Raw genomic sequence first — 22,200 nt, 5'->3', positions numbered from 1 at the left:
GAGTGGGCACCACCTGATCCCATGCCGAACTCAGAAGTGAAACCACTTAGCGCCGATGATAGTGTGGGGTCTCCCCATGTGAAAGTAGGTCATCGTCAGGCATCTATTCCAACGCCCTGCTCAATGAGCAGGGCGTTTTTCGTTGTGGGTACAAATCAAAATCCACTGGATAAAAAACGCGCTCAACCCCAAAACTCCCTCTACCCATATCTATTAATCACAGCCCATCACACCCCTCCATCAATCCTTGGCCTCGGCAGTGTTGTGCTCTCTGTGTGCGGGTTGGCCTATCGAATCCCTTTCCTCGCTTTTTTGAATTGAAATATTGAAATTTAGTCGATTGTGCGCTGCATCGACCAATGACCACTCCCGTTCGCTGAGGGATAAAGTACAATGCTTGTCTTAGCATCGATAGGGCGGTTAATGATGGCATTGCATGACGTACTGACAACCTTGGCTGATGGTCAATTACACTCCGGACAGGAGCTCGCCGATCGCCTAGGGGTGAGCCGAACTGCGGTCTGGAAGCAGCTGCAAAAACTCGATGAATATGGTCTTAGTGTTGAAGCGGTTAAAGGGCGAGGGTATCGGTTGCGCTGTCCGCTCGACTTGCTCTCCCTTGAAGGGGTTCGCAGGGGGCTTAAGGCCGATCTTGTTGACAGCCTAAATCTCACCCTGGTCGATGTGATTGACTCGACGAACTTGGCATTAATGCAGCGTGGGCGAGAAGGCTCTATCCACGGCCAAGTCATCATGGCTGAAATGCAGCGTCATGGGCGTGGTCGTCGTGGTCGGGCCTGGGCAAGTCCTTTTGGTCGTCATCTTTACCTCTCAATGGGCTGGCAATTTCACTCGGGTGCCCAAGCGTTGGAGGGGTTGAGCTTGGCCATTGGCGTGGCAATTCAAGAAGTGCTGCAGTCTTTTGGGGCTGAGGGTATAGGCCTTAAGTGGCCCAATGATATTTATGCTCATGGGGCGAAGTTAGCCGGTATCCTCATTGAAGTCGTTGGTGATTTAAGTGGTGAATGCCAAGTCGTGGTGGGGTGTGGTTTGAATATCAACTTCCTGCCTGAAGAGCGGGAATACTTAGATCAGCACGCAACTTGTTTGAACGATATCGTCTCTTCACTACCTCAGAGAGACATGGTCGCCGCAGGACTCATTACCAGGCTAGCTGATGTTTTGTCTCGCTATGAGAGTGAGGGGTTTGCATCATGGCGAGATCGTTGGAATAAGGCGCATCTGTTTTCCGGACAGCCTGGCTGGGTGTTGCGAGGGATGGCTCAGGAGTCAGTTGTGTTTGGCGATGCGGGGCCAGATGGTGCGCTACTGGTGGAACATGAAGATGGGCGTCAAGAATGGTTGCATGGAGGCGAGGTCAGCGTGAGGTTGGAAGTATGATTTTGGATCTTGATATCGGCAATACTATGACCAAGTGGCGCCTTAAGTCGAGTGAAAGCAGCTGTATCTTAGAGCGGGGGTTTTTGTGGACGCGTGACCGTTGGCGTAATGCTGAGGATATCCCTGATTTACGCGATATTCGTATGGTGAGGGTGTCTAACGTGGCGGGGCAAGAAGTGCTTGGAGACGTTGAGCGTCTTTGTCGGCGCTTCCGGGTGCCTATGCATTTGGCGCGTTCAACTGTCCAATTTGCAGGTGTTCACAATGGTTATTTGCAGCCAGATAAGCTGGGTGTCGATCGTTGGCTGGGGGTGCTCGCTGGCTATCATCATCGAGGCGCTTGCTGTGTGGTGGACTGTGGTAGTGCAGTGACGATTGATATTGTGACGGCTGAGGGTCAACACCAAGGAGGGTTTATTGCGCCGGGTGTGCGTCTCATGAAGGAAAGTTTGAAGCTAGGGACTCGTGAAGTGCCGGTCGAGGCTGATCTGGAGAGTCGTGATTTAGCGTTATGTGGAGAAAACACTCAAGAGGCTGTTTCGAGGGGCATATACCAGGCGGTCACCGGTATGATTAATCAGTGTTATCGCCAGAGTTGCCAGCGGTTAGGTTACGAGGTGCCATTACTGCTAACGGGAGGGGATGGGGCGATGGTGGCTCGAGGTTTGGACGCTTATGTTGAGCAATGGCCTGATATGGTTTATGCAGGTTTAGAGCTGATGTTTCCTGTGACCGAAGCAGAAAAACAGGGTGAGTTATATGGTGCCCCTGAAAAATATTGAATTTATTAGAAAAAAAGCTTGTCATCGTGGAGTTGGGTTGGTACATTACGCCGCGTTGTCGAGGTCAGCAAGGCCTGCTGATGGGTTGACAACGCGACGATAGTCATTAAAATGACGCGTCTTGTTAGGAGGGGTTCCCGAGTGGCCAAAGGGAGCAGACTGTAAATCTGCCGCGAAAGCTTCGAAGGTTCGAATCCTTCCCCCTCCACCAGTTTCGATTTAAGTGGGTTTGCGGGCATAGTTCAATGGTAGAACCTCAGCCTTCCAAGCTGATGATGCGGGTTCGATCCCCGCTGCCCGCTCCATAGTTGAAGCTCATGTAGCTCAGGGGTAGAGCACACCCTTGGTAAGGGTGAGGTCGACGGTTCAAATCCGTCCATGAGCTCCATAGGTAATGAAAGGGCGGCTGCTTAGACAACCGCCCTTTTTTATCAGGCCTGGTGTCTAGTGTGCCGGCTTGATAAGTCCGGGTGGTTGCAAGTGGTCGTTGGTATGACTATAATGCCCGGGCTGTTTTTGGCAGCCTCTTAAGTGTAGGCCAGTAGCTCAATTGGCAGAGCAGCGGTCTCCAAAACCGCAGGTTGGGGGTTCGATTCCCTCCTGGCCTGCCAACCTTCCCCAGGTTGGTTCCCGCACGACAATCATCCTGCTGGATATCCGGAAACGGGCGTCTGAAGGAGTCCTTCACGTTATGAAAGCAAAAGTTGATGCGCCCCAGACGCGCCTTGATACAGTAAAATGGGCGCTTGTTGTTGCGCTGATTGCTGTTGCGGTGGCGGGTAATAGTTATTTCGCTGCTGAAGTTTCAGTGTTGTATCGAGTGCTCGGCGTGGTCGCCTTGGGCGCTGTTTCTGCGTTTGTCGCATTGCAGACAGCAAAGGGGCAGGCGTTCGTCGCCATGGCCAAAGAAGCCCGTGTAGAAATTCGAAAGGTTGTTTGGCCGACTCGTCCTGAGACGGTGCAGACCACCCTGATTGTGCTGGCAGCAGTGGCTCTAGTCGGTTTGTTGTTGTGGCTGGTGGACTCTTTGCTAAGCTGGCTCATCAAAAGCGTGATTTACTAGTAGGAGCTGCTAGCATGGCTAAACGTTGGTATGTCGTACATGCCTATTCAGGGTTCGAGAAGCAAGTGATGCGCTCACTGATCGAACGCGTGAAGTTAAAAGGCATGGAAGAAGAGTTTGGCCAGATTCTAGTGCCAACTGAAGAAGTGGTCGAAATGCGTGACGGCAAAAAGCGCCGTAGCGAACGGAAATTCTATCCCGGCTATGTGTTAGTTGAAATGGATATGAATGACGCCACTTGGCATTTGGTCAAAGAGACGCCGCGTGTGATGGGCTTTATTGGTGGGACGCCAGAAAAGCCTGCGCCCATCACTTCGCGCGAAGCTGATGCCATCTTGCAGCGTGTGCAGGATGGTACTGATAAACCTAGACCGAAGACGCTGTTTGAAGCAGGCGAAACGGTCCGGGTTGTCGATGGTCCTTTTGCAGACTTTAACGGTGTGGTTGAAGAAGTCAATTATGATAAGAATCGACTGCATGTGTCGGTGCTTATCTTTGGTCGTGCAACGCCCGTTGAGTTGGAGTTCAGTCAGGTCGAGAAAGAGTGACTTGACGAAGAACCCTTTTGCCAGAGCTTTTGAAGCTCAGGCGCCAAGGGGAGCCGAAAGGCGCTAATACCCATTAGGAGTAAAACATGGCTAAGAAAGTACAGTCGTACATTAAACTGCAGGTTCAGGCGGGTAAGGCCAATCCTAGTCCGCCCGTTGGCCCGGCTCTGGGTCAGCATGGTGTTAATATCATGGAATTCTGTAAGGCGTTCAACGCCGCAACGCAAGACGTTGAGGCAGGTCTGCCGATTCCTGTTGTGATTACTGTTTATAGTGACCGTAGCTTTACATTTGTCACTAAAACGCCGCCCGCTGCAGTGCTGCTTAAGCGTGCTCTGAAATTGAAATCCGGTTCCGCGGTGCCTAATAAGGACAAGGTCGGTAAAGCGACTCGCGAGCAGCTGGAAGAAATCGCCAAAATGAAAGAGCCCGATCTGACAGCAGCTGATCTGGATGCCGCGGTGCGCACCATTGCGGGTACTGCGCGCAGCATGGGTATCGACGTGGAGGGTGTGTAACATGGCAAAGCTGACTAAGCGCCAGAAGCTGATTGCAGAAAAGGTTGAAGCGGGTAAGCAGTACACTATCGCCGAAGCTGTTGCTCTGCTGTCTGAGCTCTCTACTGTTAAGTTTAAAGAATCTGTAGAAGTTGCGATCAACCTGGGTGTTGATCCGCGTAAATCTGATCAGGTTGTCCGTGGTGCCACTGTGCTGCCCAACGGTACAGGCAAATCTGTTCGCGTTGCTGTTTTTGCACAGGGCGCTGCAGCTGATGCGGCTAAAGAGGCCGGTGCCGATATCGTGGGTATGGACGATTTGGCTGAAGAAGTCAAGAAAGGCAATATGGATTTTGACGTAGTTGTCGCTGCTCCCGATGCGATGCGCGTTGTCGGTCAGTTGGGTCAAATCCTTGGGCCGCGTGGCCTGATGCCTAACCCGAAAGTAGGTACAGTAACACCTGATGTCGCAACTGCAGTGACTAATGCAAAAGCCGGTCAGGTTCGCTTCCGTACTGATAAAAACGGCATTATTCATGCTGGTATCGGTAAGGTTGATTTCTCTGCCGAGGCCATTCAAGGTAACTTGGAAGCCTTGTTAGCAGACTTGAAGAAGCTGAAACCCGCTTCTTCTAAAGGTCAATACATGAAGAAGGTCTCTCTGTCCTCTACTATGGGGCCGGGTCTGATCATCGACATGGCATCTCTGGGCGCTTAAGCCAGAGTCTGTTTTTGCGGTCCCTGCGTTTTCGCAGGGCGCCGTCAAAGACCGCAGGTGTTGCCTAGCAACTTAATTTTGCCTGCGCAGATGGTGACCGCCAAACCTTTTGGTTGGTCCAGCCATCACCCCGACTCCGATTATTCGGAGGGTTGGAAACCGTGAGGCCTATGGCCTCAACTGAGGAGCAACTACCGTGGCACTGAATCTTCAACAGAAGAAAGTCATCGTTGGCGAAGTCAACGAAGCTGCCCAGTCTGCCCTCTCTGTAGTCCTCGCTGACTCACGCGGTGTTTCCGTAAGTGCGATGACCGAGCTGCGTAAGCAGGCTCGTGAAAACGGCGTAGAAATGCGAGTGGTTCGTAACCGCTTGCTGCGTCGTGCACTGGAAGGCACTAGCTACGAATGTGTGGCTGAAGAATGTTTCGGCCCTACCTTGATTGCATTCTCCATGGAACACCCGGGCGCTGCTGCTCGTTTGTTCAAAGAGTTTGGCAGCAAGGAAGAGCAATTCGAAGTCAAAGCGTTGGCGTATGAGGGTGAGCTGATTCCAGCGAGCGACATCGATCGTCTGGCTACTCTGCCGACTTACGATGAAGCGATTGCGAAGCTGATGTCTGTAATGAAAGAAGCTTCTGCAGGCAAGCTGGTTCGCACACTGGCAGCACTTCGCGACCAAAAGCAGGAAGAAGCTGCTTAAGTTTAAGCTGCTTTCTGAATTCGTTTATTCGAGCCTCCTCAGGCTCACAAATTATCGGGTATTGCTAACATGGCACTGACCAAAGAAGACATCATTAATGCTGTCGCTGAAATGTCCGTAATGGACGTTGTTGAGCTGATCGAAGCGATGGAAGAGAAGTTCGGCGTTTCTGCCGCAGCAGCTGTTGTTGCTGGGCCGGCTGCAGGCGGTGAAGCTGCTGCTGAACAGACTGAATTTGACATCGTTCTGGCCAGCGCTGGCGAGAAGAAAGTTAACGTTATCAAAGTTGTTCGTGAACTGACTGGCCTGGGTCTGAAAGAAGCCAAGGCCATGGTTGACGGTGCACCGGCAACTCTGAAAGAAGGCGTTGAGAAAGAAGAAGCTGACGCAGCCAAAGCTAAGCTGGAAGAAGCTGGCGCTACTGTCGAGCTCAAGTAAGACACGTGCTTACTCTTCGCAGCTGTTAAAGTCAGCTGTATGGCTGGTGGCGCTTTTGCGCTGCCGGCCTTTTTCCGTTGACGGCCTCTATAATGATTGACGCTAGGCCAGTATGCGGAAATCATGCCGTCACGGCAGGTGCCACCTCCCTTTTGAGGTGTTATGACCTTTGCGGTCAGGTTTCTGGTGACAAAGCTGGGGAAAACTGATGGCTTACTCCTACACTGAGAAAAAACGCATCCGCAAGGATTTCGGCAAACTGCCGCAGGTAATGGACGTTCCTTATCTGCTGGCCATTCAGCTCGATTCCTATCGGCAGTTCTTACAGGAGAACCTGGCTGTTGATGCGCGCGCAGAAACAGGTCTGCACGCGGCCTTCAAGTCTGTGTTCCCGATCGAGAGTTATTCCGGTAATGCCGCTCTCGAATATGTGAGCTACCGTTTAGGCACCCCGGCTTTCGACGTCAAGGAATGTATCCTGCGTGGTGCGACCTATGCGGCGCCGTTACGGGTTAAAGTCCGTCTGATTATTTATGACAAGGACTCCCCGAACAAGGCGATCAAGGACATCAAAGAGCAGGAAGTCTACATGGGGGAAATCCCCCTGATGACTGAGAACGGTACCTTCATTGTGAATGGTACTGAGCGCGTGATTGTGTCACAGCTCCACCGTTCTCCGGGTGTCTTTTTCGACCACGACCGAGGGAAGACGCATTCTTCTGGGAAGTTGCTCTATTCCGCTCGAATTATTCCTTATCGTGGTTCGTGGTTAGATTTCGAGTTTGATCCGAAAGACAGCGTTTTCGTACGTATTGACCGTCGTCGTAAATTACCGGCGACAATTCTGTTGCGGGCATTGGGTTATTCCGCCGAACAGATTTTGGAAATGTTCTTTGAAACCAGTAGCTTCCATATGGAAAAAACGGGTTTCTCTGTTGATCTGGTGCCGTCTCGTTTACGTGGTGAGACAGCGACTTTCGAGATCAGTGATGATGATGGCAATGTCATTGTTGAAGAAGGTCGTCGAATCACACAGAAGCACATTCGCCAATTAGAAAAGACAGGCCTGACTCGCCTGTCGGTCCCTGTGGATTATATCTATGGGAAAATGCTGGCTAAAGATATGGTCGATGCCAGCACCGGTGAAATGATTGCTGAATGTAATACTGAGATCACGCCTGAAATTATTGAAAAGCTAGGTCGTGGCGGGATCACGTCCTTTGAAACGCTTTATACCAATGATTTGGATTGCGGTCCTTTCATCTCTGACACCTTGAAGATCGATCCGACCCGCTCGCAGCTAGAGTCGTTGGTTGAGATCTATCGGATGATGCGTCCCGGTGAGCCGCCGACCAAAGAAGCTGCTGAAGGTTTGTTCGAAAACCTCTTCTTCTCTGAAGAGCGTTACGACCTGTCTTCTGTCGGACGTATGAAATTTAACCGACGCTTACGTCGCGAATCCGACCTTGGGCCGGGTGTGCTTGAGCATAGTGACATCATCGATGTGATGCGCGAGCTCATCTCGATTCGTAATGGTCACGGTGAAGTCGATGATATCGATCACCTGGGCAACCGTCGTATTCGTTCTGTCGGTGAAATGGCCGAAAACCAGTTCCGCGTTGGTTTGGTGCGTGTTGAGCGTGCGGTTAAAGAGCGTCTTTCTTTGGCTGAAAGCGAAGGTTTGATGCCGCAGGATCTGATTAATGCCAAACCTGTTGCGGCTGCGATCAAAGAGTTCTTCGGCTCTAGCCAGCTGTCTCAGTTCATGGACCAGAATAACCCGCTGTCGGAAGTGACGCACAAGCGTCGTGTCTCGGCTTTGGGGCCAGGCGGTCTTACCCGCGAGCGTGCAGGTTTTGAGGTTCGAGACGTACACCCGACTCACTATGGTCGTGTATGTCCGATCGAAACGCCTGAAGGGCCAAACATCGGTCTGATCAACTCGTTGGCGACTTATGCCCGCACTAATGAGTATGGCTTCCTTGAAACACCCTATCGGAAAGTTGTCGACAGTCAGGTCACGGATGATGTGGTGTATTTGTCCGCGATCGAAGAAGGCCACTACATCATTGCCCAGGCTTCAGCCAAGCGAGATGAGAGCGGCCGTCTAATTGATGAGCTGGTTCAGGTTCGCCATAAAGGTGAAACCACCTTTATGACGCCAGATCAAGTGACGCTGATGGATGTCTCGCCGCGTCAGGTGGTGTCTGTTGCTGCGGCCTTGATTCCGTTCCTTGAGCACGATGATGCTAACCGTGCCTTGATGGGCTCGAACATGCAGCGCCAGGCCGTGCCGACTCTGCGTGCGGATAAGCCCTTGGTCGGTACAGGAATGGAGCGCTTTGTTGCGCGAGATTCTGGTGTTTGTGCGGTGGCTGACCGTGGCGGTGTTGTCGACTCTGTTGATGCGTCTCGTATCGTTATTCGAGTCAATGAGTCCGAAGTTAGCGGTGGTGAAGCCGGTGTTGATATTTACAACCTGACTAAGTACACGCGTTCTAACCAGAACACCTGTATGAATCAGCGTCCGATCGTTAAGCCGGGCGACCAGGTGGCGCGTGGCGATATCCTTGCTGACGGTCCTTCTGTCGATATGGGGGATTTGGCGCTGGGCCAGAATATGCGCATCGCCTTCATGCCGTGGAATGGTTACAACTTTGAGGATTCCATCCTCGTTTCTGAGCGTGTTGTTCAGGAAGATCGTTTTACGACGATTCACATTCAAGAGCTGACCTGTGTTGCCCGCGACACTAAGTTGGGTTCAGAAGAAGTGACTTCTGATATCCCGAATGTGGGTGAGGCTGCATTATCTAAGCTGGATGAGTCTGGGATTGTCTACATCGGGGCTGAAGTGGGTCCCGGGGATATCCTGGTGGGTAAGGTGACACCTAAAGGTGAAACCCAGCTGACACCAGAAGAGAAGCTGCTGCGTGCGATTTTCGGTGAGAAAGCGTCTGACGTAAAAGATACGTCCCTGCGTGTTTCTACCGGGATGAAGGGTACAGTCATCGACGTCCAGGTGTTCACACGTGATGGCGTCGAAAAAGATAAGCGTGCGCTTTCCATTGAGCAAATGCAGCTTGATGAGGTCCGTAAGGATCTGCAGGAAGAATACCGCATTGCCGAAGAAGCAACCTTTGCGCGTCTGAAGCGATCGTTGTTGAGCCAGCCTGTCAATGGCGGTCCTCAGCTTGCAAAAGGCGATGTCGTTTCTGAGGACTATCTTGACGAGCTCGCGCATAACCAGTGGTTCAAGTTGCGGATGCAAGATGAAGCGCTGAACGAGCTGCTGGCTCAGGCTCAAGCGCAGCTGGTTGAGCGTAAGAAAGAGATGGAAGAGAAGTATGAGGACAAGAGGCGCAAGCTTCAGCAAGGCGACGATTTAGCGCCTGGTGTCCTCAAAATCGTCAAGGTTTACGTTGCGATCAAGCGTCGTATCCAGCCGGGTGACAAGATGGCGGGTCGCCACGGTAACAAAGGGGTTATCTCGGCGATCATGCCGATTGAAGATATGCCCTATGACGAAAAAGGTGAGCCGGTCGATGTTGTGCTGAACCCGCTGGGTGTACCGTCGCGTATGAACGTCGGTCAGATCCTAGAGACTCACTTGGGGATGGCCGCACGAGGTCTGGGTGTAAAAATTAATGAGATGTTGCAGCAAGAGCGTGACAAGCAGGTCACTGAATTGCGTGGCTTCCTCGACAAAGTTTACAACCATGCCGATAGCAAAAAACGCGAAGACCTGGCATCACTGAGTGATGATGAGATCATTGCACTGGCGCACAATCTGAAGAAAGGGGTGCCCATGGGTACCGCGGTCTTCGATGGGGCAAAAGAGCATGAAATTAAGGCCATGCTTGAATTGGCTGGGCTGCCAAGCAGTGGCCAGATGGACCTTTATGATGGTCGGACAGGTGACAAGTTCGATCGTCCGGTGACTGTGGGCTATATGTACATGCTGAAACTCAACCACTTGGTGGATGATAAGATGCATGCGCGTTCAACGGGCTCTTATTCACTGGTGACTCAGCAGCCGCTGGGCGGTAAGGCTCAATTTGGCGGTCAGCGTTTTGGTGAGATGGAGGTGTGGGCACTGGAAGCTTATGGTGCGGCATACACCTTGCAAGAAATGCTTACCGTCAAATCTGATGACGTCAATGGTCGTACCAAGATGTATAAGAACATCGTGGATGGCAATCACCAGATGGACCCCGGCATGCCCGAGTCCTTCAACGTGCTGATCAAGGAAATCCGGTCGCTGGCGATCGACATCGACCTGGAATACTGATCGCCGATTTGGCAGCCTGAGATAGAACAGCGTGACGCGGGGAGCTTTGCTCCCCGTTAGCCCTCAACGGGAGCTTCGGCCGATGAAAGACCTTGTAAACGTATTACGTACTCAGGGACACCCTGAGGAGTTCGATTCCATCAAGATCACTTTAGCGTCACCTGACATGGTGCGTTCATGGTCCTTTGGTGAAGTCAAAAAGCCTGAAACCATCAACTACCGGACGTTCAAACCTGAGCGTGATGGTCTTTTCTGCGCCAAGATCTTCGGTCCGGTCAAAGACTACGAATGCTTGTGCGGTAAGTACAAGCGGATGAAGCACCGCGGCATCATTTGTGAAAAGTGTGGTGTTGAGGTGACACAGGCGAAGGTGCGTCGTGAGCGGATGGGCCATATTGAACTGGCTTCTCCGGTTGCACACATCTGGTTCCTGAAATCATTGCCGTCCCGCATCGGTTTGATGCTGGATATGACGCTGCGCGATATCGAGCGTGTCCTTTACTTTGAGAGCTTTGTGGTGATCGATCCGGGTATGACAACCCTGAATCGAGGGCAGCTCTTAAATGATGAGCAGTACTTTGAAGCGCTGGAAGAGTTTGGGGATGACTTTGATGCCCGTATGGGGGCCGAAGCGATCCAGGCTTTATTAGGCGATATTGAGCTGCAAGAAGAAGTGGATAAGCTGCGTGAAGAAATTCCGCAGACAGCGTCTGAAACGAAACTGAAAAAGCTCTCCAAGCGCTTGAAAGTCATGGAAGCTTTTCTGGAGTCGGGGAATGATCCCCAGTGGATGATTATGGAAGTGCTGCCGGTGTTGCCACCGGACTTGCGCCCATTAGTCCCGCTGGACGGGGGGCGTTTCGCGACTTCTGACCTGAATGATTTGTATCGCCGGGTTATTAACCGAAATAACCGCTTAAAGCGCCTGCTTGAACTCAATGCGCCCGACATCATTGTGCGCAATGAAAAGCGGATGCTGCAAGAGTCTGTCGATGCGCTGCTAGATAACGGCCGTCGTGGCCGAGCGATTACCGGTTCAAATCGTCGTCCGCTGAAGTCTCTGGCGGATATGATCAAAGGTAAGCAGGGGCGTTTCCGTCAGAACTTGCTGGGTAAGCGTGTCGATTACTCTGGTCGTTCTGTTATTACGGTAGGCCCGACGTTGCGCCTGCATCAGTGTGGTTTGCCGAAGAAAATGGCGCTGGAGCTGTTTAAGCCGTTTATCTTTGCCAAACTCGAAGCGCGTGGTATGGCCACGACGATCAAAGCGGCCAAGAAAATGGTTGAGCGCGAGGTGCCTGAAGTTTGGGATATCCTGGCCGAAGTAATTCGTCAGCACCCGGTCATGCTCAACCGTGCACCGACATTGCACCGTTTGGGGATTCAGGCTTTTGAGCCGATTTTGATCGAAGGTAAAGCGATTCAGCTGCACCCGCTGGTGTGTGCGGCCTATAACGCTGACTTTGATGGTGACCAGATGGCGGTCCACGTGCCGTTAACACTGGAAGCACAGCTCGAGGCGCGTGCCTTGATGTTGTCCACCAACAACGTGCTCTCACCGGCGAATGGCGAACCGATCATCGTACCGTCTCAAGACGTGGTCTTGGGTCTGTATTATATGACCCGCGAAAAGATCGGTGCCAAAGGTGAAGGCATGATTCTCAGCGGCATTAAAGAAGCTGAGCGTGTCTATAGCACGGGGGCTGCCAGCCTGCATGCGCGCGTGAAAGTGCGTATCACTGAATATTTACCGAACGACGCTGGTGATATTGAAGCCATTACCAGCATTAAAGACACCACTGTCGGGCGTGCGGTACTGTTCCGCATTATGCCGAAGGGCTTGTCGTTTGACCTGATTAACAAGCCGCTGGTTAAAAAAGCGATTTCTCGCTTGATTAACGAGGCTTACCGTAGTGTTGGTTTGAAAGAAACCGTTATTTTCGCTGACCAGTTAATGTACACCGGGTTCCGCTATGCGACATGGTCCGGCTGTTCCATCGGGGTGAACGACTTTGTTATCCCGGATGCTAAAGCCGATATCGTTGCTGAAGCTGAAGCTGAAGTGAAGCAGATCGAGCAGCAGTTTGCTTCAGGCTTGGTGACTCAGGGTGAGAAGTACAACAAGGTTATCGATATTTGGTCCAAGGCGAATGATCGCGTTGCCAAAGCGATGATGGAAGGCATCTCGAAAGAGAAAGCTGTGGACAGTAAAGGCGAAACGCACGAGCAAGCTTCGTTCAATAGCGTCTTTATCATGGCCGACTCTGGTGCTCGTGGTAGTGCGGCTCAGATTCGTCAGCTGGCCGGTATGCGTGGTTTGATGGCCAAGCCAGATGGCTCGATCATTGAAACACCGATCGTGGCTAACTTCCGTGAAGGCTTGAACGTACTGCAGTACTTCATCTCGACTCACGGGGCACGTAAAGGTCTTGCTGATACGGCATTGAAAACGGCCAACTCGGGTTACCTGACGCGCCGCCTAGTCGATGTGGCGCAAGACTTGGTTGTTACTGAGACCGATTGTGGTACTGAAGAAGGGCTGACCCTCCATCCGATCATCGAAGGCGGTGATATCATCGTTCCGTTGGCTCAGCTGGTGCTGGGTCGCGTTGTCGCTCGTGATGTCGTCAAGCCGGATACCGGTGAGGTGCTGATTCCACGTGGCACACTATTGGATGAGCAGTGGTGTGAAAACCTCGACTCCATGAGTGTGGATGAGATTGTCGTGCGCTCTTCCATTGCCTGTGAAACTCGCCATGGTGTGTGTTCAAGCTGTTACGGCCGTGATTTGGCCCGTGGACACTTGGTGAATGTCGGTGAGGCGGTGGGTGTTATCGCTGCTCAGTCGATCGGTGAGCCGGGTACTCAGCTGACCATGCGTACCTTCCACATTGGTGGGGCGGCATCACGTGCCTCTGCTGTGGATAACGTCCAAGTGAAGCATGGCGGCACAGTTCGCTTGCATAACATCAAATACGTTGAGCGAGAAGACGGTAAATTGGTCGCTGTGTCACGTTCTGGTGCATTGGCAGTCGCTGATGAACATGGCCGTGAGCGTGAGTACTACAAGCTGCCGTATGGCGCTGAAATCCATGTGCGTGAAGGTGCTGTAGTCGAGCCTGGCCAAGTGGTGGCTAAGTGGGATCCGCATACCCATCCGGTTGTGGCCGAAGTCGCTGGTCGTGCGCGCTTCCAGGATATGGTCGAAGGTAATACGATCAACCGTAATGTCGATGAGATGACTGGTTTATCCTCCATCGAGGTGTTGGACATTGGTGCCCGACCGTCTGTTGCTAAAGACATGCGTCCTCAGGTTATGCTGGTTGATGCTGCAGGTCAGGAAGTGACACTGCCAGGTTCGACGACGCCGGTTCAGTATATGCTGCCGGGCAAGGCGATCGTCTCTATTAACGATGGTGCGGATATCAAAGTGGGCGATGTGATTGCCCGTATTCCGCAAGAAAGCAGTGGTAACAAAGACATTACCGGTGGTTTGCCAAGGGTCGCGGACTTGTTCGAAGCCCGTCGCCCGAAAGAACCGGCGATTCTGGCTGAATGTGATGCCACGATTTCGTTCGGTAAAGAGACTAAAGGTAAGCAGCGTATTGTACTGACGCCGACCAGTGGCGCTGACCCGATTGAGATGCTGATTCCCAAGTGGCGTAAGATTAACGTTTTCGAAGGGGAAACGGTCGCCAAAGGTGAAGTTATTTCGGATGGTCCGTCCAATCCGCATGACATCTTGCGTCTGCTGGGTGTTAGCGAGCTGACGAAGTACATCGTGGCTGAGGTTCAGGAAGTCTATCGCCTCCAGGGTGTTGGCATTAATGACAAGCACATTGAGGTTATTGTGCGTCAGATGCTGCGCAAAGTTGAAATTACCGACTCTGCCGATTCTACCTTCATTACGGGCGATCAGGTTGACCTGGTGCGTGTGTTGGAAGAAAACGATCGGCTGGAAAAAGAAGATAAATTCCCGGCTAAATATGAGCGCTTGCTCCTGGGGATTACTAAGGCTTCTTTGGCAACTGAGTCGTTCATCTCGGCAGCGTCCTTCCAGGAAACCACGCGAGTGCTGACAGAGGCTGCCGTGAGTGGTAAGCGTGATATGTTGCGCGGCCTGAAAGAAAACGTTGTGGTGGGTCGACTGATCCCCGCGGGGACTGGTTTAACGTATCACAACACCCGTCGTGTCCAGCGTGATGAGCATGAGCTGGAGCTCTCTGGGCCGAGTGCGAGCGAAGTTGAAGCAGCGCTGACCAGCGAACTTTCCGCGATGGAAGGCGACGAAGAATAAGCGATATCGTTGATGTCGTAGAGCAATGTCAAGGCCAGCAGGTGCTGCTGGCCTTGACGTTATAGGATGCGCGGCCGTAGAATGCGCTTCCTTGAATCGAGGGGATAGGTGCGTCTATCCATTTTGCACGTCGTGTTCTGCCTTAAGGTGAACACGTTTAAGTAACTGGAGTTTGCTTGCATGGCTACCATCAATCAGTTGGTACGCAAGCCGCGTAAACGTAAGGTCGCCAAGAGTGATGTTCCCGCTCTTCAGGCGTGCCCGCAAAAACGTGGCGTGTGCACCCGTGTTTATACTACTACACCGAAAAAACCGAACTCGGCATTGCGTAAAGTCTGCCGTGTGCGTCTGACCAACGGGTACGAAGTGTCTTCGTACATCGGCGGTGAAGGCCACAACCTGCAGGAGCACTCTGTTGTGCTGATTCGCGGCGGTCGTGTAAAAGACTTGCCGGGTGTGCGTTACCACACTGTTCGCGGTGCATTGGATACCTCTGGTGTTCAGAACCGTAAACAGGGTCGTTCTAAGTACGGCGCTAAGCGCCCGAAAGCTTAATTTGAATATTTATAGCGTCTGATAAGAGTAAGGCCGGATGCGTTGTCCGGGATTACCTGAAGACCTAATGTGAGGGCTTATCAATGCCAAGAAGACGAGTAGCGGCAAAGCGGGAAATTATCCCAGATCCGAAGTACGGAAATGAGCGCCTTGCCAAGTTCATTAACCATGTGATGGTTAGTGGCAAGAAATCAGTTGCCGAACGTATTGTTTACGGTGCACTGGATAAGGTGCAGGAGCGCACCAAGGACGCCCCCCTCGAAGTGTTCGAAAAGGCGCTCGAAAACATTCAGCCGCTGGTCGAAGTTAAATCCCGCCGTGTCGGTGGTGCCACTTATCAGGTGCCGGTCGAAGTTCGTCCGACCCGTCGTCAAGCATTGGCGATGCGCTGGTTGGTTGACTTTGCACGTAAGCGTGGCGAGAAATCCATGGATCTGCGCCTGGCGGGTGAAATTGTAGACGCCGCAGAAGGTAAAGGTGCAGCCGTCAAGAAGCGTGAAGACGTGCATCGCATGGCGGAAGCCAACAAAGCATTCTCTCACTACCGCTTCTAAAGGGGGCCTATCGTGGCACGTAAAACTCCCATTAAGCGCTACCGTAATATCGGTATTTGCGCTCACGTGGATGCAGGTAAAACCACGACGACTGAACGTGTCCTGTTCTATACCGGCTTGTCTCATAAGCTCGGTGAGGTTCATGATGGCGCTGCCACCATGGACTGGATGGAGCAGGAGCAAGAGCGTGGTATCACCATCACATCAGCTGCGACCACTTGCTTTTGGCAGGGGATGAATAAGCAGTTTGATGAGCACCGTATCAACATCATTGATACGCCTGGACACGTTGACTTCACCATCGAAGTTGAGCGTTCACTGCGCGTTCTGGATGGTGCGGTCGTTGTGCTGTGTGCTTCTTCCGGCGTTCAGCCTCAGACTGAGACTGTTTGGCGTCAGGCCAATAAATATGAAGTGCCGCGTATGGTGTTCGTCAATAAGATGGACCGTTCGGGCGCTGACTATGACATGGTTGTGGCACAGCTGAAGAAACGTCTGAATGCGAATCCTGTCATTCTGAATATGCCCATTGGCGCAGAAGACGAGTTCAAAGGCGTTGTCGACCTGATCGAAATGAAGGCGATCTGGTGGAATGAAGAAGACATGGGGACCAGCTATAAGCTGGGTGATATCCCGGAAGATCTTCAGGCGCGTGCAGAAGAGCTACATGAAGAGCTGATGGAATCTGCTGCTGAAGCCAATGAAGAGCTGATGGATAAATACCTTGAAGAAGGTACTTTGTCCAAAGAGGAGCTCAAAAAGGCGATTCGTCAGCGTACGCTGGACAATGAGATTGTTCCTGTTCTCGCGGGTTCAGCCTTTAAAAATAAAGGTGTTCAGGCCGTACTGGATGCGGTTATTGAATACCTGCCGGCGCCGGATGAAGTTAAAGCCATTGAAGGTGAGCTTGAGGATGGCAGTATCGCCACTCGTCACGCCGATGATGATCAGCCTTTCTCCGCGTTGGCGTTTAAAATCGCGACAGATCCCTTTGTAGGCGTGCTGACGTATATTCGTGTCTACTCAGGTGTTCTTAATTCTGGTGACGGAGTTTATAACTCTGTTAAACAGAAGCGCGAGCGTATCGGTCGTTTGGTGCAAATGCACTCAAATAACCGTGAAGAAATTAAAGAAGTTCGCGCGGGTGACATCGCGGCCTGTGTAGGCCTGAAAGATGTGACCACTGGGGATACCCTGTGTAGCCAGGATAACAAGATTGTTCTGGAGCGCATGGAGTTTCCGGAGCCTGTGATCTCGGTAGCTGTTGAACCGAAATCCAAGGCGGACCAGGAAAAAATGGGCGTGGCGCTGGGTAAGTTGGCCCAGGAAGATCCTTCTTTCCGTGTGCGTACGGACGAAGAATCCGGTCAGACCATTATTTCTGGGATGGGTGAGCTTCACTTGGATATCATCGTTGACCGTATGCGTCGCGAGTTCAAGGTGGAAGCGAACATCGGCAAGCCGCAGGTTGCGTATCGCGAAACCATTCGCGGTTCTGTCGAACAGGAAGGCAAGTTCGTACGTCAGTCCGGTGGTCGTGGTCAGTATGGTCACGTCGTACTGCGCATCGAACCGCTGACCGACAAAGGCGAAGACGGGGAAAAAGTCTACGAGTTCGTTAATGAAATCGTAGGTGGTGTCGTGCCGAGGGAGTACATTCCAGCGGTTGACAAAGGTTGTCATGAGCAGCTGCAGAACGGTGTTCTGGCAGGCTACCCGATGATTGATGTCAAAGTAACGCTGTTTGATGGCTCTTATCACGATGTCGACTCCAACGAGATGGCCTTTAAGATCGCGGGTTCTATGGCGATTAAAGAAGGTTGCCGTAAGGCTAAAGCGGTCTTGCTGGAGCCGACTATGCAGGTCGAAGTCGTTACCCCTGAAGAGTATATGGGTGACGTCATGGGCGATCTGAACCGTCGTCGTGGCCTGGTTCAGGGTATGGATGATACTTCTTCTGGGAAGGTTGTTCGTGCTCTGGTGCCTCTGGGTGAAATGTTCGGTTATGCAACCGATCTGCGTTCTGCGACCCAGGGTCGTGCGAGCTACTCCATGGAGTTCGCTAAGTATACCGAAGCGCCGGCTAGCATTGTTGAAGCCGTCATTAATCAAAAATAACCCCTGTCGCTAACTCAAGAGGTTATCGTTGTGGCTAAAGAAAAGTTTGAACGTAGCAAACCGCACGTAAACGTTGGTACTATCGGTCACGTTGACCATGGTAAAACTACGCTGACTGCAGCTCTGACACGTGTATGTGCAGAAGTTTGGGGCGGCGCTGCCGTTGCATTTGACGGTATCGATAATGCACCGGAAGAGCGTGAGCGTGGTATCACCATCGCAACGTCTCACGTTGAGTATGAGTCCCCGACTCGTCACTATGCTCACGTAGACTGCCCTGGACACGCTGACTATGTTAAGAACATGATCACGGGTGCCGCTCAGATGGATGGCGCTATCCTGGTTTGTTCTGCAGCTGACGGCCCCATGCCTCAGACGCGTGAGCATATCCTGCTGTCTCGTCAGGTTGGCGTTCCTTACATCGTTGTGTTCCTGAACAAAGCGGACATGGTCGATGATGAAGAGCTGCTTGAACTGGTTGAGATGGAAGTTCGTGAGCTGTTGAACGAATACGAATTCCCGGGTGATGACACGCCTCTGGTCATTGGCTCTGCGTTGATGGCTCTGGAAGGTAAAGACGACAACGGCTTTGGTACGACTGCTGTAACCAAGCTGGTTGAAGCGTTGGACGCCTATATTCCTGAGCCTGAGCGTGCGGTTGATCAGCCGTTCCTGATGCCGATCGAAGACGTATTCTCTATCTCGGGTCGTGGTACCGTTGTAACGGGTCGTGTTGAGCGTGGCTTGATCAAAACTGGCGAAGAAATCGAAATCGTCGGTATCAAAGACACCACTAAAACGACTGTTACCGGCGTAGAAATGTTCCGTAAGCTGCTTGACGAAGGTCGTGCAGGTGAGAACGTTGGTGCGCTGTTGCGTGGTACTAAGCGTGATGACGTTGAGCGTGGTCAAGTTCTGGCTAAGCCGGGCTCTATTACTCCGCACACTGTCTTCGAAGCAGAAGTTTATGTTCTGTCTAAAGAAGAAGGTGGTCGTCATACTCCGTTCTTTAAAGGCTATCGTCCGCAGTTCTACTTCCGTACCACTGACGTAACAGGTACTTGTGAACTGCCGGAAGGCGTTGAGATGGTAATGCCGGGCGACAACGTTCGCATGGTGGTTACTCTGATCGCTCCGATCGCAATGGAAGACGGTCTGCGTTTCGCAATCCGTGAAGGTGGCCGCACCGTAGGTGCTGGCGTTGTATCTAAGATCGTTGAATAATTAGACTTTTTAGTCTGATTTATTGAGATCTTGATACAAAAGAGGGTCCCGTTGAATCGGGGCCCTCTTCTTGTAACATGCGCATGTTTGACACCAGCCTAAAAAGACGCATATAATGCGCCTCCTTTACAAAGGCGTGGCAGATGGCCTGCGCCATCGAGTCCATTTCGGAGCATTGGATAATGCAAGACCAAAAGATTCGCATTCGGCTGAAGTCGTTTGACCACCGCCTGATCGATCAGTCTGCGCTGGAGATTGTTGATACCGCCAAGCGTACTGGTGCTCAGGTTCGGGGTCCGATTCCCTTGCCGACCCGTAAAGAGAAGTTTACTGTGCTGATTTCTCCGCACGTCAATAAAGACGCGCGTGACCAGTATGAGATTCGTACGCATAAGCGCGTATTGGATATCGTCGAGCCGACAGAGAAGACTGTTGATGCTCTGATGAAGCTGGAACTGGCCGCTGGCGTTGATGTGCAAATCAGCCTGAGCTAAGCGCTCAAGCTTCTTGCATCAAAGCAGGTTCGCGTCGAGAGGCGCTATACAATTGAAGTAGTGGAATGTTCTGGAAAGAGCAGCCATAGCGGGTGATAGCCCCGTACACTAATAGGAGACAAGTGATGGCACTTGGATTAGTCGGTAAGAAGTGCGGTATGACCCGCATCTTCACCGAAGATGGTGTATCCATTCCTGTGACCGTTATTGAAGTCAATGCTAATCGCGTTGCTCAGGTGAAAACCGTTGATACTGACGGCTACACTGCAATTCAGGTCACACAGGGCTCTCGTAAAGCCAAACACCTGACCAAGCCGGAAGCTGGGCATTTTGCCAAAGCTGGCGTGGAAGCAGGTTATGGTCTGCGTGAGTTCCGCCTCGAAGAAGGTCAGGACGTACCCGAAGTTGGTGCTGAGTTGACTGTATCCCTCTTTGAAGCCGGTCAGTTGATTGATGTGACTGGTACCTCCAAGGGTAAAGGTTTTGCTGGTGCGGTGAAGCGTCATAACTTCAGCACCCAGGATGCTACCCATGGTAACTCTCTTTCCCACCGCGCGCCGGGTTCTATTGGTCAGAACCAAACCCCAGGTCGTGTCTTCAAGGGTAAGCGTATGGCCGGTCAGCTCGGTAACGAGCGTGTGACTGTACAGTCCCTGGAAGTCGTTCGCGTGGACGCTGAACGCAATCTCCTGTTGGTCAAAGGTGCCGTTCCTGGCGCTACTGGCGGCAGTGTGATCGTGCGTCCGGCGGTCAAGGCTCGCAGCTAAGAGGATAGAGACTCATGAACCTGAATCTTGCCGGAGCTCAGGGTACTGTTGAAGTATCTGACGTGACCTTTGGGAAAGAATTCAACGAAGCGCTGGTCCATCAGGTCGTTGTGGCCTACATGGCTGGTGCTCGCCAGGGTACTCGTGCCCAAAAGAACCGTTCAGATGTGAGCGGTGGTGGCAAGAAACCTTGGCGTCAAAAAGGCACAGGTCGTGCCCGTGCCGGGACAATCCGTTCGCCGTTATGGCGTTCTGGTGGCGTGACGTTTGCCGCCCGTCCTCAGGATCACAGCCAAAAGCTCAATAAGAAAATGTATCGCGCTGCGATGCGTTCAATTCTTTCTGAGCTGGCGCGCCAAGATCGTCTGGTTGCCGTGGAAAGCTTCTCTGTTGAAGCCCCGAAAACCAAGCAGCTGGCTGCCAAGCTGAAAGATCTGAACCTGGAAAAAGTGCTGATCGTGACTGATGACGTCGACCAGAACCTGTATCTGGCCGCGCGTAACATCCCCCACGTTGAAGTGGTTGACGTGAAGGCCGCTAATCCGGTCAGCCTCATCGCCCACGATAAGGTGCTGGTCACCGTGCCGGCCCTGCGTCAGTTCGAGGAGAAGCTGGGATGAACCAGGAGCGCGTATTCAAGGTACTGCTTGGTCCGCACGTGACCGAGAAATCCGCCGTTATTGCCGACGAGCACAACCAGTTCGTGTTCAAAGTGGCTCAAGATGCGACCAAGCCCGAAATCAAGAAAGCTGTTGAGCAGCTGTTTGACGTGAAGGTTGATGGTGTTCGCGTTCTGAACATGAAAGGCAAGACTCGTCGCACCATTCATGGCCTGGGTCGTCGTCAGGGCTACCGCAAAGCGTATGTTACGCTGGCGGAAGGTCAGACTATCGACTTCGCCGGTGCTGAATAAGGCAGGGGGTTGAAATGGCAGTAATTAAGACTAAGCCGACATCAGCCGGTCGCCGCCACATGATCAAAGTGGTGAACAGCGAGCTGCACAAGGGCGCCCCTTATGCACCGCTGCTGGCCAAGAAGAAAAAGACTGGTGGTCGTAACAATAATGGCCGTATCACAACTCGCCATATGGGTGGTGGTTCGCGTCAGCATTACCGTGTGATCGATTTCAAACGTAATAAAGATGGTGTCGTCGGCATCGTTGAGCGTCTGGAATATGATCCCAACCGTTCTGCGCACATCGCACTGATCAAGTATCTGGACGGTGAGCGTCGTTACATTATCGCGCCGAAAGGTTTGAGCGCGGGTGACCAAATCCAGTCAGGTGTTGATGCGCCGATTAAGCCGGGTAATACCCTGCCGCTGCGCAACATGCCGATGGGTTCTGTTGTTCACTGCATCGAACTGAAGCCGGGTAAAGGTGCTCAGATGGCTCGTTCTGCGGGCGCTGGTGCACAGTTGGTCGCCCGTGAAGGCGCACATGCAACCTTGCGTCTGCGTTCTGGCGAAATGCGCAAAGTGTTAGCGGATTGCCGTGCCACCTTAGGTGAAGTCGGTAACTCTGAGCATACACTGCGTGTATTGGGTAAAGCCGGTGCTACTCGTTGGCGCGGTGTTCGTCCGACCGTTCGCGGTACCGTGATGAACCCGGTTGATCACCCGCATGGTGGTGGTGAAGGGCGTAACTTCGGTAAGCACCCGACCACACCTTGGGGTGTGCCGACTAAGGGCTACAAAACCCGTAAGAACAAGCGCACCGACAAGATGATTGTCCGTCGTCGCGGCGCGAAGTAACGAA

At 52.3% G+C, this 22,200-nt stretch carries 19 protein-coding genes, 4 tRNA genes and 1 rRNA gene; all 24 read left to right on the top strand.

What is annotated here, in order from left to right; genetic code table 11:
• The 24 genes from rrf to rplB all read left to right on the top strand — a co-directional run bounded on the left by rrf (nucleotide 1) and on the right by rplB (nucleotide 22,196).
• Nucleotides 1–91 (top strand): 5S ribosomal RNA (rrf, locus tag BFW38_RS15185).
• 332 nt (nucleotides 92–423) lie between these two features.
• Nucleotides 424–1,401 carry a biotin--[acetyl-CoA-carboxylase] ligase gene (locus BFW38_RS15180; protein ID WP_175400994.1) on the top strand — a complete coding sequence of 326 codons (978 nt, stop codon included), beginning with the start codon at nucleotides 424–426 and terminating at the stop codon, nucleotides 1,399–1,401.
• Nucleotides 1,398–2,183 carry a type III pantothenate kinase gene (locus BFW38_RS15175; protein WP_068999653.1) on the top strand — a complete coding sequence of 262 codons (786 nt, stop codon included), beginning with the start codon at nucleotides 1,398–1,400 and terminating at the stop codon, nucleotides 2,181–2,183. The genes BFW38_RS15180 and BFW38_RS15175 overlap by 4 nt, the downstream gene beginning before the upstream one ends.
• 127 nt (nucleotides 2,184–2,310) lie before the next feature.
• Nucleotides 2,311–2,394 (top strand) — tRNA-Tyr (locus BFW38_RS15170).
• Between the two features lie 20 nt (nucleotides 2,395–2,414).
• Nucleotides 2,415–2,488: transfer RNA gene (locus tag BFW38_RS15165), tRNA-Gly, on the top strand.
• A gap of 8 nt (nucleotides 2,489–2,496) precedes the next feature.
• Nucleotides 2,497–2,571: transfer RNA gene (locus BFW38_RS15160), tRNA-Thr, on the top strand.
• Nucleotides 2,572–2,718: 147 nt separating this feature from the next.
• Nucleotides 2,719–2,794, top strand: a tRNA-Trp gene (locus BFW38_RS15155).
• An 80-nt stretch (nucleotides 2,795–2,874) separates the two neighbouring features.
• Nucleotides 2,875–3,246, top strand: a complete 372-nt coding sequence (gene secE / locus BFW38_RS15150; protein ID WP_068999652.1) for a preprotein translocase subunit SecE — start codon at nucleotides 2,875–2,877, stop codon at nucleotides 3,244–3,246.
• Nucleotides 3,247–3,260: 14 nt separating this feature from the next.
• Nucleotides 3,261–3,794 (top strand): transcription termination/antitermination protein NusG, encoded by a 534-nt coding sequence (gene nusG, locus BFW38_RS15145; protein WP_068999651.1) that lies wholly within the window; start codon nucleotides 3,261–3,263, stop codon nucleotides 3,792–3,794.
• Between the two features lie 86 nt (nucleotides 3,795–3,880).
• Nucleotides 3,881–4,312 (top strand): 50S ribosomal protein L11, encoded by a 432-nt coding sequence (rplK, locus tag BFW38_RS15140; RefSeq protein ID WP_068999650.1) that lies wholly within the window; start codon nucleotides 3,881–3,883, stop codon nucleotides 4,310–4,312.
• 1 nt (nucleotide 4,313) lies between these two features.
• Nucleotides 4,314–5,009, top strand: a complete 696-nt coding sequence (rplA, locus tag BFW38_RS15135; RefSeq protein WP_068999649.1) for a 50S ribosomal protein L1 — start codon at nucleotides 4,314–4,316, stop codon at nucleotides 5,007–5,009.
• Nucleotides 5,010–5,205: 196 nt separating this feature from the next.
• Nucleotides 5,206–5,709 (top strand): 50S ribosomal protein L10, encoded by a 504-nt coding sequence (rplJ, locus tag BFW38_RS15130; protein ID WP_068999648.1) that lies wholly within the window; start codon nucleotides 5,206–5,208, stop codon nucleotides 5,707–5,709.
• A gap of 69 nt (nucleotides 5,710–5,778) precedes the next feature.
• Nucleotides 5,779–6,147, top strand: a complete 369-nt coding sequence (rplL, locus tag BFW38_RS15125) for a 50S ribosomal protein L7/L12 (protein ID WP_068999647.1) — start codon at nucleotides 5,779–5,781, stop codon at nucleotides 6,145–6,147.
• 208 nt (nucleotides 6,148–6,355) lie between these two features.
• Nucleotides 6,356–10,435 carry a DNA-directed RNA polymerase subunit beta gene (rpoB, locus tag BFW38_RS15120; protein WP_068999646.1) on the top strand — a complete coding sequence of 1,360 codons (4,080 nt, stop codon included), beginning with the start codon at nucleotides 6,356–6,358 and terminating at the stop codon, nucleotides 10,433–10,435.
• 82 nt (nucleotides 10,436–10,517) lie between these two features.
• The gene (gene rpoC, locus BFW38_RS15115; RefSeq protein ID WP_068999645.1) at nucleotides 10,518–14,732 is read left to right on the top strand and encodes a DNA-directed RNA polymerase subunit beta'; all 4,215 of its coding nucleotides are present in this window, start codon (nucleotides 10,518–10,520) and stop codon (nucleotides 14,730–14,732) included.
• A 180-nt stretch (nucleotides 14,733–14,912) separates the two neighbouring features.
• Nucleotides 14,913–15,287, top strand: a complete 375-nt coding sequence (rpsL, locus tag BFW38_RS15110; protein ID WP_068999644.1) for a 30S ribosomal protein S12 — start codon at nucleotides 14,913–14,915, stop codon at nucleotides 15,285–15,287.
• A gap of 83 nt (nucleotides 15,288–15,370) precedes the next feature.
• Nucleotides 15,371–15,841 (top strand): 30S ribosomal protein S7, encoded by a 471-nt coding sequence (gene rpsG, locus BFW38_RS15105; protein ID WP_068999643.1) that lies wholly within the window; start codon nucleotides 15,371–15,373, stop codon nucleotides 15,839–15,841.
• 12 nt (nucleotides 15,842–15,853) lie between these two features.
• The gene (gene fusA / locus BFW38_RS15100; RefSeq protein WP_068999642.1) at nucleotides 15,854–17,959 is read left to right on the top strand and encodes an elongation factor G; all 2,106 of its coding nucleotides are present in this window, start codon (nucleotides 15,854–15,856) and stop codon (nucleotides 17,957–17,959) included.
• A 30-nt stretch (nucleotides 17,960–17,989) separates the two neighbouring features.
• Complete coding sequence (gene tuf, locus BFW38_RS15095) at nucleotides 17,990–19,183, top strand: elongation factor Tu (protein WP_068999641.1); 1,194 nt, start codon at nucleotides 17,990–17,992, stop codon at nucleotides 19,181–19,183.
• A gap of 182 nt (nucleotides 19,184–19,365) precedes the next feature.
• Nucleotides 19,366–19,677, top strand: a complete 312-nt coding sequence (rpsJ, locus tag BFW38_RS15090; RefSeq protein WP_069000529.1) for a 30S ribosomal protein S10 — start codon at nucleotides 19,366–19,368, stop codon at nucleotides 19,675–19,677.
• Between the two features lie 125 nt (nucleotides 19,678–19,802).
• Entirely contained in the window at nucleotides 19,803–20,444 is a 642-nt protein-coding gene (gene rplC, locus BFW38_RS15085; protein ID WP_068999640.1) for a 50S ribosomal protein L3, read from the top strand.
• A 14-nt stretch (nucleotides 20,445–20,458) separates the two neighbouring features.
• Nucleotides 20,459–21,064 (top strand): 50S ribosomal protein L4, encoded by a 606-nt coding sequence (gene rplD / locus BFW38_RS15080; RefSeq protein WP_068999639.1) that lies wholly within the window; start codon nucleotides 20,459–20,461, stop codon nucleotides 21,062–21,064.
• Nucleotides 21,061–21,357: a 50S ribosomal protein L23 gene (rplW, locus tag BFW38_RS15075; RefSeq protein ID WP_068999638.1), complete on the top strand. Its 297-nt coding sequence runs from the start codon at nucleotides 21,061–21,063 to the stop codon at nucleotides 21,355–21,357. Before rplD ends, rplW begins: the two co-directional genes overlap by 4 nt.
• Before the next feature lie 14 nt (nucleotides 21,358–21,371).
• Nucleotides 21,372–22,196, top strand: a complete 825-nt coding sequence (rplB, locus tag BFW38_RS15070) for a 50S ribosomal protein L2 (RefSeq protein WP_068999637.1) — start codon at nucleotides 21,372–21,374, stop codon at nucleotides 22,194–22,196.
• Nucleotides 22,197–22,200: the final 4 nt, after the last annotated feature.

It is taken from the genome of Terasakiispira papahanaumokuakeensis (assembly GCF_001709345.1).
In the GTDB taxonomy this organism is placed as follows: Bacteria; Pseudomonadota; Gammaproteobacteria; order Pseudomonadales; family Halomonadaceae; genus Terasakiispira; species Terasakiispira papahanaumokuakeensis.
The sequence above is the reverse complement of the archived record's forward strand: the minus strand, read 5'-3'. Positions and strand labels throughout refer to the sequence as shown.